Annotated in this window: 13 protein-coding genes and 1 pseudogene; 6 read left to right on the plus strand and 8 right to left on the minus strand. The window is 62.9% G+C overall.

Annotated features, from left to right (window positions below):
- Window positions 1-21: 21 nt before the first annotated feature.
- On the plus strand, window positions 22-1,743 hold the full coding sequence (locus tag ACE3PH_RS08380; protein ID WP_374317804.1) for a diguanylate cyclase: 1,722 nt from the start codon (window positions 22-24) through the stop codon (window positions 1,741-1,743).
- A gap of 24 nt (window positions 1,744-1,767) precedes the next feature.
- On the opposite strand, the gene ACE3PH_RS08385 is transcribed toward ACE3PH_RS08380, so the two are convergent.
- Window positions 1,768-3,312 carry an NAD(P)H-hydrate dehydratase gene (locus ACE3PH_RS08385; RefSeq protein WP_374317806.1) on the minus strand — a complete coding sequence of 515 codons (1,545 nt, stop codon included), beginning with the start codon at window positions 3,310-3,312 and terminating at the stop codon, window positions 1,768-1,770.
- A gap of 102 nt (window positions 3,313-3,414) precedes the next feature.
- Between ACE3PH_RS08385 and ACE3PH_RS08390 the strand changes: the two genes are divergently transcribed.
- Complete coding sequence (locus tag ACE3PH_RS08390) at window positions 3,415-4,650, plus strand: SAM-dependent methyltransferase (RefSeq protein ID WP_374317808.1); 1,236 nt, start codon at window positions 3,415-3,417, stop codon at window positions 4,648-4,650.
- Here the strand turns inward: ACE3PH_RS08390 and ACE3PH_RS08395 are convergent.
- A complete protein-coding gene (locus ACE3PH_RS08395) occupies window positions 4,568-5,524 on the minus strand; it encodes a LysR substrate-binding domain-containing protein (protein ID WP_374317810.1) in 957 nt (318 codons plus the stop codon). The two genes, ACE3PH_RS08390 and ACE3PH_RS08395, sit on opposite strands and share 83 nt — an antisense overlap.
- Before the next feature lie 137 nt (window positions 5,525-5,661).
- Between ACE3PH_RS08395 and ACE3PH_RS08400 the strand changes: the two genes are divergently transcribed.
- The 3 genes from ACE3PH_RS08400 to ACE3PH_RS08410 all read left to right on the plus strand — a co-directional run bounded on the left by ACE3PH_RS08400 (window position 5,662) and on the right by ACE3PH_RS08410 (window position 10,025).
- A complete protein-coding gene (locus ACE3PH_RS08400; protein WP_374317812.1) occupies window positions 5,662-7,155 on the plus strand; it encodes an acetyl-CoA hydrolase/transferase family protein in 1,494 nt (497 codons plus the stop codon).
- Window positions 7,156-7,286: 131 nt separating this feature from the next.
- Complete coding sequence (locus tag ACE3PH_RS08405; protein ID WP_374317814.1) at window positions 7,287-9,386, plus strand: putative bifunctional diguanylate cyclase/phosphodiesterase; 2,100 nt, start codon at window positions 7,287-7,289, stop codon at window positions 9,384-9,386.
- Window positions 9,387-9,410: 24 nt separating this feature from the next.
- On the plus strand, window positions 9,411-10,025 hold the full coding sequence (locus ACE3PH_RS08410) for a methyltransferase domain-containing protein (RefSeq protein WP_374317816.1): 615 nt from the start codon (window positions 9,411-9,413) through the stop codon (window positions 10,023-10,025).
- Window positions 10,026-10,040: 15 nt separating this feature from the next.
- Here ACE3PH_RS08410 and ACE3PH_RS08415 read toward each other — a convergent pair whose 3' ends face one another.
- The 3 genes from ACE3PH_RS08415 to ACE3PH_RS08425 form a co-directional block, all read right to left on the minus strand.
- Window positions 10,041-10,877 carry a hypothetical protein gene (locus tag ACE3PH_RS08415; RefSeq protein WP_374317819.1) on the minus strand — a complete coding sequence of 279 codons (837 nt, stop codon included), beginning with the start codon at window positions 10,875-10,877 and terminating at the stop codon, window positions 10,041-10,043.
- A 7-nt stretch (window positions 10,878-10,884) separates the two neighbouring features.
- Window positions 10,885-11,313, minus strand: coding sequence for a hypothetical protein (locus ACE3PH_RS08420; protein ID WP_374317821.1), 429 nt, complete (start codon window positions 11,311-11,313; stop codon window positions 10,885-10,887).
- 117 nt (window positions 11,314-11,430) lie between these two features.
- Window positions 11,431-11,985, minus strand: coding sequence for a flavodoxin (locus ACE3PH_RS08425; RefSeq protein WP_374317823.1), 555 nt, complete (start codon window positions 11,983-11,985; stop codon window positions 11,431-11,433).
- 225 nt (window positions 11,986-12,210) lie between these two features.
- Between ACE3PH_RS08425 and ACE3PH_RS08430 the strand changes: the two genes are divergently transcribed.
- Window positions 12,211-13,059: an endo alpha-1,4 polygalactosaminidase gene (locus tag ACE3PH_RS08430; protein ID WP_374317826.1), complete on the plus strand. Its 849-nt coding sequence runs from the start codon at window positions 12,211-12,213 to the stop codon at window positions 13,057-13,059.
- A 5-nt stretch (window positions 13,060-13,064) separates the two neighbouring features.
- On the opposite strand, the gene ACE3PH_RS08435 is transcribed toward ACE3PH_RS08430, so the two are convergent.
- From ACE3PH_RS08435 to ACE3PH_RS08445, 3 genes and pseudogenes are all read right to left on the minus strand, one after another.
- A complete protein-coding gene (locus ACE3PH_RS08435) occupies window positions 13,065-13,487 on the minus strand; it encodes a hypothetical protein (RefSeq protein ID WP_374317828.1) in 423 nt (140 codons plus the stop codon).
- A 259-nt stretch (window positions 13,488-13,746) separates the two neighbouring features.
- Window positions 13,747-14,897, minus strand: a protein-coding gene (locus ACE3PH_RS08440; RefSeq protein ID WP_256497082.1) for an IS3 family transposase whose coding sequence is annotated in 2 segments (ribosomal slippage) — window positions 13,747-14,651 and window positions 14,651-14,897 — 1,152 coding nt in all. Because the reading frame shifts where the segments join, the coding sequence is not laid out codon by codon here.
- Between the two features lie 63 nt (window positions 14,898-14,960).
- Window positions 14,961-15,087 (minus strand): annotated as a pseudogene (locus ACE3PH_RS08445) (IS3 family transposase); the annotation flags it as partial.

A 15,087-nucleotide genomic window follows, 5' to 3' on the forward strand; every position in this document is an offset into this window, starting at 1 on the left:
CCTTAGCTCCGGATTTACAACATGAGCAGCCAATCGGGAAGCGGCGCCACACCGCCCACACCCGCCTTGCTGGCCAAGGCCGCCTTGCGGCGTCTGGCCGAGCAGCGACTTGAACCCACGCCAGAAAACTACCAACGGGCCTACGAGGCCGAGTCAGGGCAACCCAGCAGCCCACCACCCACGGCCCCGGCGCCACTGGATGGACCAGAGGGCATTACCCCGGCAGAAGACGGGCAACGCTGGTCCAGCCTGATCGACCGCATTGTGCGGGGCGCCGAACGCGGCAGCCGGCAATGGACGACCGGACGCAAGAAGGACAGCCTCAAGCGCGTGCTGGAAGGCAGCAAGAACTCGGCTGATCGATTGCACCAGCGCCTGGGCCAACTGGTGACCAGCTGGGACACCGACAGTGCAGACGACGACACCGTCGAAGTGATTGAAGGTGCGGAGGCGAGCGCGCCCGCCGCGGACGGCTCGTCCGCACCAGCAGCCGCTCTGGCGTCGTCTGGCGTGCCAACATCGGACGCCCCAGTGGGCTGGCCCCCGCTGGCCACCCACAGCGCAGGAGAGCTGCAGCAGACGGTGGTCATCGCCCTGCCCACGCAGGATGCCCAGTCCACCGAAGCACAAACGCGCCTGCAATCGGCACTGGAGCAAGCCCAGGCAACGCTGCCGCCCGAGCAGACACAGGCCTTGAGCCAGGAAATCACCGAAGCCTGTGCGCAGGCACGGCGCATCATCGAGCACCGCCACCACCTGGTCACCCAGCTCACAGAGCTGTGCGAATCGCTCACCAGCAGCCTGGTGGACCTGGCCGAAGACGATTCCTGGGTGCAGGGCCAATGCCAGGCCATGCAGTTTCAGGTGAAAGACGGCCTGCACAACCGTGGTGTGCGCCACATGATCGACTTGCTGGAAGGCACCCGCAACCGGCAAAAGCAACTCAAGCAGGACCGCGAATCAGCCCGTCAGGCCCTGACGCAGCTCATTCACCAGATGCTGCAGGAAATGGCAGCCCTCGGCACCACCACCGACCGCTTTCAGCAAAACCTCGGCCGCTATGCCGACACCATCGGCCAGGCAGACTCCCTGGAAAGCCTGGCAGGCGTCGTGCGAGAGATGGTGGAAGAAAGCCGCACCGTGCAAGGGCTGGTACAGCAGGCGCAGACCCGTATCGAGACGGAGCATCAGCGTGCCAGCGAGCTCACCGACCGGGTCAAGAGCCTTGAGGACGAAATTCGGCGCCTGTCGGACGAGGTGTCGACCGACCCCCTGACGCAGATTGCGAACCGCCGCGGCCTGATGCGTGCGTTCGAAAACGAACAAGCCCGCATGCAGCGCAACGGCGGGCAACTGGCCATTGGCCTGCTGGACGTCGACAACTTCAAGAAGCTCAACGACCAATTGGGGCACCAAACAGGCGACGTCGCCCTGCAGTTTCTGGCACAGCGCGTGGGTGCCAGCCTGCGTCCCAGCGACTCATTGGCCCGCTATGGCGGTGAGGAGTTCGTGGTGCTGCTGGCCGATACCGAAGCGGAAGAAGCCCAGCAGGTCCTCACCCGTCTGCAGCGCGCCCTCAGTGCAGAGTTCTTCACGCAGGACGAGCGCAAGGTCTTCATCACCTTCTCGGCGGGGGTCACCCAGTACCGCGCGGGCGAAGCCATCGAAGCCGCGCTCGACCGCGCCGACGTGGCCCTGTACGAGGCCAAGCGCACGGGCAAGAACCGCACGTGCATTGGCTGAGGCCTTGGCCTCAGCTGCCCACCATCAGTCCAGCAAGTGTTGCAGCACGCCCGGCACCTGCTCGGGCAAATCTTCGGCCATCAACCCACGGCCAAACGCCAGAGCCGCAGCACCGTGCACCCAGACGGCTGCAGCACTGGCGTGCCAGGCCGGCATGCCTTGCGCCAGCAAGCCAGTGATCAGCCCGGCGAGCACATCACCCGTGCCCGCGGTGGCCAAAGCTGGGGTGGCGTGGGTGTTGACCACCGCGCGGCCACATGGGCTGGCGACCACGGTATCGGGGCCCTTGAGCACGACCACCGCACCACTGACCTTGGCCGCCCAACGCGCCCGGCTCAGTTTGTCCGGGCCGCCTTCCGTGGCAGCCTGCGGGAACAAGCGCGCAAACTCCCCCTCGTGCGGCGTCAGCACCACCGGTCGGGCACTGGCACGAATCGCTGTGGAACAGGCCCCTTCCGGCTTCTGGCAGGCAGTCAAGGCATCGGCATCGAGCACCACGGGGCGACCACAACTCAAGGCCGCATCCACCAAAGGCAAGATGGACTCATCAAGCCCGCCCGACGCCCCCGGCCCCACCAGCACCGCGGTGAAACGGGCATCGGCCAGATGCCAGCTCAACTGACTGGCCAGGGTGTGCACATCGCGGCCAGGCAGCGCCCGCAGCATGATGCTGGTCAGGCTGCTGGCATAGACACCCCAGGCGCTTTCTGGCGCCACCACCGTGGTCAGGCCGGAGCCCACCCGCGCGGCAGCCCGGGCAGCCAGCCGTGCGGCACCGGTCATCACGCCACCGCCATAGATCAGGCTGTGGCCGCGGCGGTATTTGTGGCTGTCATCGTCCAGCGTGGGCCATTCGGACAGCCATATGGACGGGTCATTGACGAACGTGCTCGGCAGCACCACATCGGACGTCGGCTCCAGACCGATGTCGGTCACCACCACCTCGCCGCACAGGCGCCGCCCCGGCATCAACGCATGGGCCGGCTTGCGGCGGAAAAAGGTCACTGTCAAGGTGGCCGGCGCTGCGCCGCCGTCTTCACCGGTGTCACCAAACACCCCGCTGGGAATGTCCACGGCCACCACCGGCTTGCCATGGGCTTTCACCAGCGCCAGCGCCTCCCGAGCGGCCCCTTCCAATGGTCGGGCCAAGCCGGTGCCAAAGAGCGCATCCACCACCAGGTCAAAGCCTTCATCCAGCATCTGAGGCCCGATAGGCACCAACGTGGCCCGCGCGAAGTCGATGCTGCCAGGGCCGGCATGCGCGGCCCAGCGCTCGGCCTGGGCCAGGGCGTCGCCTCGCAGACTCTCCCACGCACCCAGCAAGGCCACCCGCACCGACCAGCCGGCTTGGCCCAGATACCGGGCCACCACAAAACCATCACCACCGTTGTTGCCCGGGCCGCACAGCACCAGCACACGGCGTGCAGACCAGCGCGCTGTGATGGCCTCGGCCACCGAGCGCCCCGCGCGCTCCATCAGTTCCAGCCCCGGCACACCGGCTGCCATGGCCGCCTGCTCGGCCAGCTTCATCTCTGCCACATTGACCAGTGCCGCGCTGTGCATCGTCATTTCTTTTCCGGTTTGGCTCAAATGCTTTGAAGTCTGCCTCATCAAGCGCCCGAAAACCCGGAAAATCGAAGGTTCGACCCCGATTTACGTCAAAGGCCCTGCATGTCCGCCGCGTCCCTGCCCGATCCCGCCTCCGTCCAGACCCGTGAGCGTTTTTTCTCGCTGGTCCAGACCCACCTGGACCAAGGCACCCTGGTCAAGGTGATCCTGGCGAACTACAAGGGTGAAGAAAGCGACCTGCAGCGCATCCAGGCCCGGCCGGTCAGCCTCAAGGACCAGCCCTGCCTGTCCTTTGTCTACCGCCACGCCACCCGCGACATCACGCGCAACCTGCCCCTGGCTGAAGGCCTGGCCACCCTGAAGGCGCTCACCGGCACCGATTTCCGCAACGCCCACTTGCTCACGCCCACAGAAGAAATCCAGCTGGCGTTCAGCAAGAAGGGCAAAGCCACCCTGCGCACTGGCAAGGGAGAACACCAGCCCGAGGCACCGCAACAGGCTCACAACCGCGAAAAGCACCGCTTCCTGGAGTTGAACCGGCCCTTCCTGACCGCGCTCGGCATCACGGACCGGCAGCACCAGCTGATTCCAGCCATGTCGCGCAAGTGGAAGCAGATCAACAAATTCATCGAGATCGTCGACAAAGCCCTGCAAGGCTCACGGCTGGCGCAACAGCCTGACATCCACGTGGTGGACTTTGGTTCAGGCAAGGGCTACCTCACCTTCGCCATGCACGACTACCTGCGCCACACCCTGGGCAAACAAGCCCGTGTGACCGGGGTGGAGTTACGCCAGGAACTGGTCGACCTGTGCAACCAGGCAGCCCGCGAGTTGCACCACGACGGCCTGCAGTTTGACTGCGGCGACGTGCGTGACTACCAGGCCGGCACCATCAACGTGATGATCGCCCTGCACGCCTGCGACATTGCCACCGACTACGCCATCCATACCGGCATCCGCACCGGGGCCGACATCATCATCTGCTCACCGTGCTGCCACAAGCAGATCCGCCCGCAACTGCTCAGCCCGCATCCGTTGCGGCCCATCCTGCAACACGGCGTGCACCTTGGTCAGGAAGCCGAAATGCTCACCGACGGCCTGCGCGCCCTGCTGCTGGATGCCTGCGGCTACGACACCCAGGTGTTCGAATTCATCTCGCTGGAGCACACCAACAAGAACAAGATGATCCTGGCGGTCAAGCGCAAGCAGACCGACCCAGCCCACACGCAGGAAGTGCTGGGCCAGATTCACGACATCAAGGATTTCTACCGGATCCAGGAGCAGTGTCTGGAGCAACTGCTGCAGGAAGACGGCCTGCTGACGGCGCCGGCGAACTGAAGTCCCGACACACATCCAGCCAGGCCCGTGCGGCATGCGACAGGTAGCGGTCGTGCGCCCAGACCATGGCAATGGTCCAGACCGCCGCCGTGTCATGCAGCGGTCGCACCACGATGTCATCGCCCAGGTGGGCCCGCTGCAGCACGGGCTCGGGCAACAGGGCCGTGCCCATGCCGGCCTGCACCAGCGAAAGCAGAAAGTCCCATTGCCCGCTCTGCGCCACCATGTGCGGCATCACGTTCGCTTTCTGGAAGGCGGCGCGCAACTGCCGGGTCAGGGCGTAGTCGTCGCTGAGCATCACCACCGGTTGCTGGTGCAACACCTGCAGACCCAAGCGCGGCCGGTCAGCCCAGGCCACATCTTTGGGGCCCACCAGACACACCGGGTAGCGCCCCAGCACAGCGGTTTCCAACCCCAAGGCTGGGTCTACCGGCAACACGCTCACCCCCACCTCCAGCTCACCACTGGCTACCAGCTGCTCGACCACCTGCCCCCCCGCCTCGCGGATGCTCAACTCAATCTGCGGGTAGCGCTCCTTGAAGTGCCGCACCAGCGGTGAAAACAGCACATTCACGGTCGGGGGCAGGCCCACTGTCAGCTCACCTCGGCTCAAGCTGGCCAGGTCCGACACCTCACGCTGCAACTGGTGCACCAGCGCGAGGGCTTCCTGGCCACGCGCAAACACGATCTGTCCGGCATCGGTCAGCCGCACCTGGCGGCCTTCGCGAATCAGCAAAGGCTGGCCCATTTCGTCTTCCAGCTGGCGCACCATCTTGCTGATCGTGGATTGCGTCACGCATAAGCTGACTGCCGCTTGTGTAAAGCTTTGCTGACGCACCGTTTCGACAAAATACCGCAAGGCCCGTAAGTCCATGATTTTCTTGAGGCATGAATTTTCCGAATACCAAGCATAACTTTAAGTCGCAGCAAGAATACATCTGTCTTTCTATACTCGCGCGCACACACCGTTGGATGCGCTGAGATCCACGAGAAGCAGATATCGGAGACAACATGCATAACGACCGCATTCGTCTGGCCCGGCTCCACGACAAGATCGTGTCTGCCGACGAGGCCGCCAAGCTCTTCGCCGACGGCATGACCGTCGGGATGAGCGGATTCACCCGCGCTGGTGACTGCAAAGCAGTGCCGGTGGCATTGGCCGCTCGCGCCAAGAAGGACCCGCTGAAGATCACCCTCATCACCGGCGCCTCTCTTGGCAACGACATCGACAAGATCCTGTCGGAAGCCAATGTCCTGGCCAAGCGCATGCCCTTCCAGTCTGACGCCACCTTGCGCGGCAAGATCAACCGGGGCGAGGTCATGTTCATTGACCAGCACTTGTCTGAAACCGTCGAGCAACTGCGCTCCGGTCAGATTCCTCCGGTCGACATCGCCGTGGTCGAGGCGTCGGCCATCACGGAAACTGGCGGCATCGTGCCGACCACCTCGGTGGGCAACTCGGCCACCTTTGCCATGCTGGCCAAGAAGGTCATCATCGAGCTCAACCTCAACATGCCGGCCCAACTCGAAGGCCTGCATGATGTGTTCTTCCCCACCTACCGGCCGCACCGTCTGCCCATTCCGCTGATCTCGCCGGAGCAGCGCATCGGTCTGCCCTACATCCCGGTCGACCCGGAAAAGATCGCCGCCATCGTCATCACCCAGCAGGACGACAGCCCCTCGAACGCCCTGCCGCCAGACGACGAAACCCGCGCCATCGCTGGTCACCTGATCGACTTCTTCAAGCACGAAGTGAAAGTCGGCCGACTGCCCTACTCGCTGGCCCCGCTGCAATCAGGCATTGGCACCATTGCCAACGCCGTACTGCATGGCCTGATCGACTCGCCCTTCCATGACCTGAAGATGTACTCCGAGGTGCTGCAAGACAGCGCCATCGAGCTGCTCGATTCGGGCAAGATGGTGTTCGCCTCGGCCTCGTCCATCACCGTCACCAAGCCCACCTACGACCGGCTGTTTGGCAACATCGACCAATACAAGTCGCGCCTGGTGCTGCGTCCGCAGGAAATCAGCAACCACCCGGAAATCATCCGCCGACTGGGGCTGATTGCCATCAACACCGCGCTGGAGTGCGACATCTACGGCAACGTGAACTCGACCCACGTGGGCGGCACGAACATGATGAACGGCATCGGTGGCTCGGGTGACTTCGCCCGCAACGCGCTGATGTCGGTGTTCGTCACCAAGTCCGAAGCCAAGAAAGGCGCCATTTCCAGCTTCGTGCCCATGGTCTCGCACGTGGACCACACCGAGCACGATGTGGACATCATCGTCTCCGAGCGTGGTCTGGCCGACCTGCGTGGCCTGGCGCCGCGCGAACGCGCCCGCGTCATCATCGACAACTGCGCTGGCCCCGAATACCGCGACCAGCTCAACGACTACTTCGAGCGCGCCTGCCAGCGTGGCGGCCACACGCCCCACCTCATCGAAGAAGCCCTGTCGTGGCACGACAACTTCAACCGCAAGGGCACGATGCAACTCGACTGAGTTGGCTACGCGGCAACACATTGGTGTTGCCGCTTGGCAAACATACGCGTAACAACAAATATTGCACAGCCCTGTTGCGCGGATCACCCTAGACTCGTTGCAGGCCCACAGGGCTGCAGGGAGTACAGGAAGTGGCAGTATCAAACCTGTCGGCGCAAGCCGATGCTGCAGCATTGGTCGATGAGCTTCGGCGTCATCGGGACAAGCTCCGGCTTTTGCTCGACATCGCCCCGGTGGGCATCTGGTTTCATGATGGCCTGGGCCACATGGAATATGTCAACAAGACCTTCTGTGACGGCGTCGGCATCACAGAAGCGCAGTTTCTGGCAGCAGACACCTTCCACGATGTCATGCCCGCCGAATTCGCCGACGACTGCATCGCCTCGGACAAACAAGCCTTGGCGGCCGACGGCGTCAGCGTCACCATCCAGCGTCTGCCTTTTGTAGACGGCCGCATCCACGACCTGCGGATATACAAAGCCGTCCAGCGCAACGAAGCCGGCGAGCCCATCGGCCTGGTGGGTGTGTCCATCGACATCACCGACGAACTCGCCCATGAGCGTGAGATCAACGCTTGGTCGCGCGTCATCAACTCCCTGAGCGATGGCTTGCTTGTCTGCAACAGCCATGGCCAGATCGAGCGGGTCAACCCCGCCCTGTGCAAGCTGACGGGTCTCACCGCCCAGCGACTGTGCCAGATGCCCCTGCGAGACCTGCTGCGCTACCCACGCCCGGAAACGCTGCTCGACGCCCTCGAGCACAACGGGCACTGGCAAGGCGACGGCGCGCTGCAAACCGTATCGGGGATCGAACTGGAAGGCCTGCTGGCCGTGGTACCCCTGGCGGCTGAACAAGGCACCGTGCAGCAACTGGCCGTCACCTTCACCGACCTGACCCCTCAGAAAAGCGCGGAATCTCGGTTTCGCTACATCCTCACGCACGACGTGCTCACGGGTTTGCCCAACCGGGCCCTGTTCCGGCAGACGCTGGCCGAGCACATCCGGCAAGACCAGACCCAAGCGCCCTCACCCGCGCTGGTCGCCATCATCGGGCTGGACGACTTCCGCCTCATCAACGAAAGCCAAGGCCACGATGTGGGCGACCGCATCCTGACCACCATTGGCGAACGCTGCCGCGCTGTGCTGACAGCAGACGACGTGCTCGCGCGCCTGTCGGGTGACGAGTTCGTGATCCTGCGCAAAACCGATGCGCTCCCCGAGGCCGCCGACCAGCTGATGACCGACCTGCTGCGCACCATCAGCCAGCCCATCCAGATTGGCGGGCAAACCGTCACCCTGACGGCCAGCGCCGGTGCCGCCCTCTACCCTGACGACGGCAAAACTGTGGAAACCTTGCTGCGCAATGCCGACACGGCACTCACGCAAGCCAAGCTCAACGCACGCGGCTGGCTGCGGCTGTACACCCCTGACCTGACAGCCAAGTCGCGCGAACGCGCCGAGCTGGCCAACGACCTGCGAGAAGCCCTGCAGCGCGGCGAGATCGAAGCCTGGTATCAGCCACAGCTCGATCTTCAGACCCGGCGTGTGGTCGGGATGGAAGCCCTGTTGCGCTGGCGGCGCCCCTTGCGCGGCCTGATCCCACCAGATGTCTTCATCCCGATCGCCGAGCAGATTGGCCTCATCGACCAGTTGGGCCAGTGGGTACTGAGCCAGTCTTGCCAGCTCATGCGCCAGCTGGCCGAGGCAGGTCTGGCCGTGCCCCGCATCGGCGTCAACGTATCGCACCTGCAAATGCAACGGGCCCATTTCGCCGACGAGGTGATCGCCACGCTGGAAGCCAGCCAGTGCGCGCCCGGCTGGCTCGAGCTGGAAGTCACCGAAAGCACGCTGATGGGCAAGCCCGAGACCACCATCGCCAATATGAGCCGGCTGCGTTCGCTGGGCGTGCGCATGGCCATTGACGACTTTGGCGTCGGCTACTCGTCGCTCTCCATGTTGCGCAAGCTGCCGCTGGACTGCCTCAAGATTGACCGGGCCTTTGTGGCCACAGCCCCCGACGACGCCGATGCCGACGCCATCGTGCGTGCCATCCTGGCCATGGCCCACGCCTTGCGGCTCGATACCCTGGCCGAGGGGGTCGAGACCGAGCGCCATGCTGACTATCTGGTCGAAGCCGGTTGCAAGATGGCCCAGGGTTACCTCTATGCCCGCCCCATGCCTGCAGACGAACTCAGACGCTATCTGGCCTCGCAGCGCGGCATACACTCCTGATCACACCATCCAGCGAGGTTGATCATGAGTGGCCCGACCCAATCGTTCTGGCAAGAACGTTTCGAAAAGCAGGAAACGCCCTGGGACCGTGGAGGCCCCAACCCCCAGTTGCTGCGCTGGCTTGAAAACGGCGAGTTGTCGCCTTGCCGCATCCTGGTGCCGGGCTGCGGCAAAGGGTGGGAGGTGTTGGAACTGGCCCAACGGGGCTTTGATGTGGTGGGAGTGGACTACACCCAGGCTGCTGTCGAGCACACCCGTGCCCTGCTGGCTTCTCAAGGCGCCTTTGCCCAGGTAGTGGAAGCCGATGTGCTGAGCTACCACCCCAACACCAAATTTGATGCCATCTACGAGCAGACCTGCCTGTGCGCCATCCACCCCGACCACTGGAAGGACTATGCCGAACAGGTCTGGCACTGGCTGGTGCCAGGTGGCAGCCTGTGGGTGATGTTCATGCAGTCGGTGCGCCCAGCCGCCACCGAAGAAGGCCGCATTGAAGGCCCACCCTACCACTGCGACATCAACGCCATGCGCGCGATGTTCCCGCTGTCACGCTGGCAATGGCCCACGCCGCCCTACACCCGCGTGCCACACACCCATCTGACCTACGAACTGGCGCTGCAACTGGTCAAACGCGGTTAACCCGCCAACGCCAGCTCAAGGCGCAGCCACAAACCGGCACTCAGCATAGCTCCAGTAGTAGAACTTGCCGTTTTCTTCAAACGTTGCGTGGGTGCCTCTGCCGTACTCGCTGTAGCCCCACACCGACGACAGAAATGACCGGCTGTCAAAGTGTCGCGGCTGGTGCGTCGCCAGATCGCGCGCCATCAACCAGCCTCGGTATGCGTCGGCCGACACGAAGAACGCCACCAGCACACAGACGTTGAAAAGCATGGGCGCCCAGCGCCGGCTCAACCCCAGCCAACGGCCAGCCACACCCGTGACCACCCCGGCCACCACCAAAGCCAGCACCAGCGGCGGCCAGATGAAAGGCCAGAACCGGGCCAGAAACTGCGGGAATATCGCCAGCAGCGGCGGCACAGCCAAAAACACCAGCAACTCGAAGCTGAACAGCGACACCACCACCCAGAACAGGTAACTGGCGGCCAGCCATTGAGCGCCATCGCGCCAAGTCCAGCGGGCCGCTGCCTGCAGGTCAGCGCCGTCAGTGGGCACGTCATCAGGGCGAGCCAGATAGCTCACCGAAGCAAACACGGCCAAGAAAACCAGGACGGGCACTCCCAGCAACGGGCCCAGGATAGGCACCACAAAGGCCAGCACCAACGTCAGCAACACCGACAGGCCCAGAAACCGCCAAGGAGGCCGCGCCAGCCAACGCACAGACAGACCACCCGTTACCAGGCCCCCCACAATGGTCAGCATCAGCAGGGCTTCCAGCATGGCCCCTATGGCGCCGCCCGGGCCACCACGTGCAAAAGCACTGGTGCTGGCCAGCCCCGCCAGGCCGATCAAAACGCGACGAAGTGATCGCATGGTTCAGTCAGCTCTGCCAATGGAACACGCGTGAAACCTTGTCTCCTTGGTCATAGCACACGCGCAGGTAGTCACCATCGATCTTGAAGCCTGAGCAATAGCCCAACTCGTAGTCCACGCAGTTGTCTTTGGTCACCAAGGTCGGCTCGCCCAGCAGGGCCAACACCTGGCTGCGAGGCACCCCAGGCGTCAGGTGCTTGCGCGACAGGTCCCGAAACATCGAGCCACGCACGCAGGCCATGTCCTTGTCGATGCAGTCCTTGTCGCTGGTGCACTTCAAGGCAGTGGACCACGCCTTGGCGTCAAAGCTGCTGCCCATAAAGGGCAAGTCATGCAAGACAAAGCCCATGAGCGAACGCCAGAACAGCACCACCAGCAACAGCAAGGTGCCTGTGACGATGAGCAGCCACTTCAACAAAACGGTGACACGCGGCATAAAAGCTTGAATTCCAGTGCGAGCTGCGCCAAGGCGCGAGGCCGCCATGCTGACGGCAATCGCGCGTGAATTCAAGCGAGGCTTCACGGCCCCCTCCATTCGGGGGATGGGGCGCCCTCAGGCCGACAAACCCAAGCGCTCTACCAGCAAGGGCCTCACCTGGGCCACCCAGGCATCGAGCCGGGCGTCAGTCAGCATGCCTTGGGTGCGCTGGTCAATCACCAGCCCCACAAAGCGCCCATCGACCACCGAGGCAGACTGCTCGAAGGTATAGCCCTCGGTGCTCCAGTCGCCCACCAGCTCGGCCCCCATGGCCTGCAGCTTGTCATACAAGCGGCGCAGCGAGATGGCAAAGCGCTCGGTATAGCGCTCTTGCGCACCCAACCCAAACAGGGCCACGCGCTTGCCGGTGAAATCGCCCTGCGGCATCTTGGCCAGAAACTCTTCCCAGTTCGACTCCAGGCACCCTGCCGAGGCTCCTGGAATCTGCCCCACGCCGTAGCTGGGGGTGCCCAGAATCAACGCGTCGTACTGCAGCATGTCGGCCGGCTCGATGCGGTTCACATTGATGGGCTTGGCTGCCAGCTCATCGCCCAGCCGTGCATGGATCTTCTTGGCGATCAAGCGCGTGGTGCCGGTTTCCGTTCCGAAAAAAATACCGATCTTGCTCATGCTGCGTGCACTCCCGTGGCAACCGGGCTTTGTCAGGCATGTCGCAAGTGCGACCACCCCAGCCCCGTTGCACAGGCCTCACGCAAAAAGCGTGCGCCCTGCTCGCCAAGTCAAGTTTTGTGAACCTTGTAACGCCTGTTGCGCACCATGCACCGGCGCCGGCCAAGGCCGCTGCTAGCATCGTCCGAATTCATGGGCAATTGAACAACGTCAGGCAGTCAACGCATGCGCAACCAGTTTCTCAAGGGCCTGCTGGGCCTGGCTTTTTCTCTGACACTGGCGGCCTGCGGTGGTGGCGGCTCTTCGGGCTCTGATTCAGATTCGGGCGACAGTGGTGGCTCGACCTCATCGTGGTCCCCCACGGCAGCCGACACCTGGACCATTCAGCTCACCGGCACGCTCAACACCAGCTACGACGTGAAGGTCTACGACGTGGACCTGTTCGACACCACACAAGCCACCATCACAGCCCTGCACAACGCGGGCCGTGTGGTCGTGTGCTACTTCTCGGCCGGCAGCGCCGAAGAATGGCGCGATGACTACAGCAACTTCGCCCCCGCCGACAAAGGCAACGGGCTGGACGGCTGGGCTGGTGAATACTGGCTCGACACCCGCTCTGACAACGTGCGCAGCATCATGGTCACCCGCATGAAGCTGGCCCAAAGCAAAGGCTGCGACGCCGTGGACCCCGACAACGTGGACGGCTACACCAACACCACGGGCTTTGCCCTCACCGCAGCCACCCAGCTGGACTACAACACCTACCTCGCCCAGCAAGCCCACGCCCTGGGCTTGAAGGTCGGCCTGAAAAACGATGTGGACCAGCTCTCCTCACTGGCCTGCACCTTTGATTTCGCCATCAACGAGCAGTGCAACTACTACAGCGAGTGCAGCGGCTATTCAGCCTTCACCAGCCTCAACAAGCCAGTGTTCAACATCGAATACGACTCGGCCTACCAGAACAACACCAGCGGCGCGCGTGATGCGCTGTGCACGGCCTCGAAAGCAGCCAACATCCGCACGCTGGTGCTGGGCATGAATCTGGATGATTCTTATCACTTCAGTTGTGATTGAGGGGCCTAGGGAGCGTTGACTGCGTGCCCATGTGCCTGCACTTCAAGAAACAACTGCCCCAGAGTGAGTTGTTGATGCCAGACCGCCTGCAATGACACCCCGTATTGACGACTCAAGTCATCGGCCAAGGTTTCAAGCTCCAAGGCATCAGGCATCCACCGGCTTGGATACAGCGCGCGATATACCGCCAAAACCTCATCGCTTGGCGCAAACATCAACTTCTGCTCGTCTTTGAACGCAAACGCTTCGACGAACAACGCCAGAAACTGCCGTATGTCAGCTTTGGACGCTTCAGGGAACGCTGCCAACCATGCAGAGCCCTGGCAAGAGCGATGACGGAACGCCTTTGGTAACTGACCAGCACTTTTGACGCCCCACATGATCAGGGCGACAAGCACCAGCCATCCAATGGTGGTTGATGTTGCCATAAGGCTTGTTGGCATTTGGTTGAGTCCTACTGCTGTCCGTTCAGAGATCGGCTGGTGACAAGCTATCCAAAATACGCAGTTAGGCCAAGCTGTCCACAAAATTCAGGCAAGCTTCGCGTCCACGTTGAACGACCAGTTAGGGCTTTACGCACTTGGTGCCTCCACTAGTGCTATCAGCTTTGCGCACAAGGGGCTAAACCGTAGCAGGCCCATTTGATCAAAGGTGTTCTCGGCCGGTACATGAATCGCCCCGGCTTCCCTAGACACTTTTGAGCCGCTGGGATTGACGTCGTTCGAACTCTACCGGAGACAGGCCTTCGGCAGTGCCATGACGGCGTCGCGGGTTGTAGAACATTTCGATGTAGTGAAAGACATCGCTGCGGGCGAGATCCCTGGTGGGATAGATCTGGCGCCTGATGCGCTCGCGCTTGAGCAACTGGAAGAAGCTCTCAGCCACAGCGTTGTCATGGCAGTTGCCGCGGCGGCTCATGCTGGCCACCAGGTTGTGGCTCTTAAGGAAGTCCTGCCACTCGTGGCTGGTGAATTGACAGCCCTGATCGGAATGCAAGGTCACCGGGTTCTTGGGCTGGCGCCGCCAAATCGCCATCAGCAGTGCTGCCAGCACCAGATCGGTGTCGATGCGACTGCCCATGGACCAGCCCACCACCTGCCGTGAATACAGGTCCAGCACCACGGCCAGGTACAGCCAGCCTTCATGCGTGCGGATGTAGGTGATGTCGGTCACCCAGGCTTGGTTGGGCTGGCTGACCGTGAACACCTGCTGCAGATGGTTGGGCGCCACCAAAGCAGGCGGCCCTGACTTGCTGCCTGGCCTGCGCTTGTAGCCAGTCTGTGACCGCAGGCCTTCGCGCTTGAGCAAGCCATACACCCGGTGCTTGCCGCAGCCCTCACCCAGATCCCGCATGTCCAGCGTGATCTTGCGATAGCCGTACACGCCACCGCTCTCCAGCCATGCCTGCTTGAGCTTGGGCAGCAGGCGCTGATTGTCGAGCTCGCGGGCACTGACCGGGTTGGTCTTCCAGGCGTAGTAGCCGCTGGGGTGGACTTGCATGACGTGGCAGAGCAATCGAACGCTGTGGCGGGGCTGCTCCTGCTCGATGAACGCGTACCTCACCCGGACTGCTTGGCAAAGTACGCTGCGGCCTTTTTTAGGATGTCGCGCTCCTCGGTCACGCGTTTGAGTTCGGCCTTCAGCCGGCGCAGCTCTTCGGCCTGAGACAGCTGGCTGTGGCGCACCTCTGCAGGCTGCCTGGCCTCGTTGATCCACTTGTAAAGGCTGTGGGCGCTGACGCCCAATCGACTCGACACATCGGCCACCGTGTGGCCGCGTTCGGTCACTTGCTTGACCGCCTCGATCTTGAATTCTTCCGGGTAACGCTTGGTGCTCATCTCGGCTCCTTCTGGGCCAGTAGTTTGAGGCTTACAAGCGTCTAGGATCTCCGGGGCGATTCAGTCGGAATGATGAATCAGACCATCTTCCTCGGACGGCTTACGGTCGTACAGGGCCTGCTCCAGTGCGTCGAGCACGAAGTCTGTGTGCATGGAGCTGCTCTGGCGCCAACCCACGATGCGACGGCTG

The sequence above is a fragment of the Aquabacterium sp. genome (genome assembly GCF_041909175.1).
In the GTDB taxonomy this organism is placed as follows: Bacteria; Pseudomonadota; Gammaproteobacteria; order Burkholderiales; family Burkholderiaceae_C; genus Aquabacterium.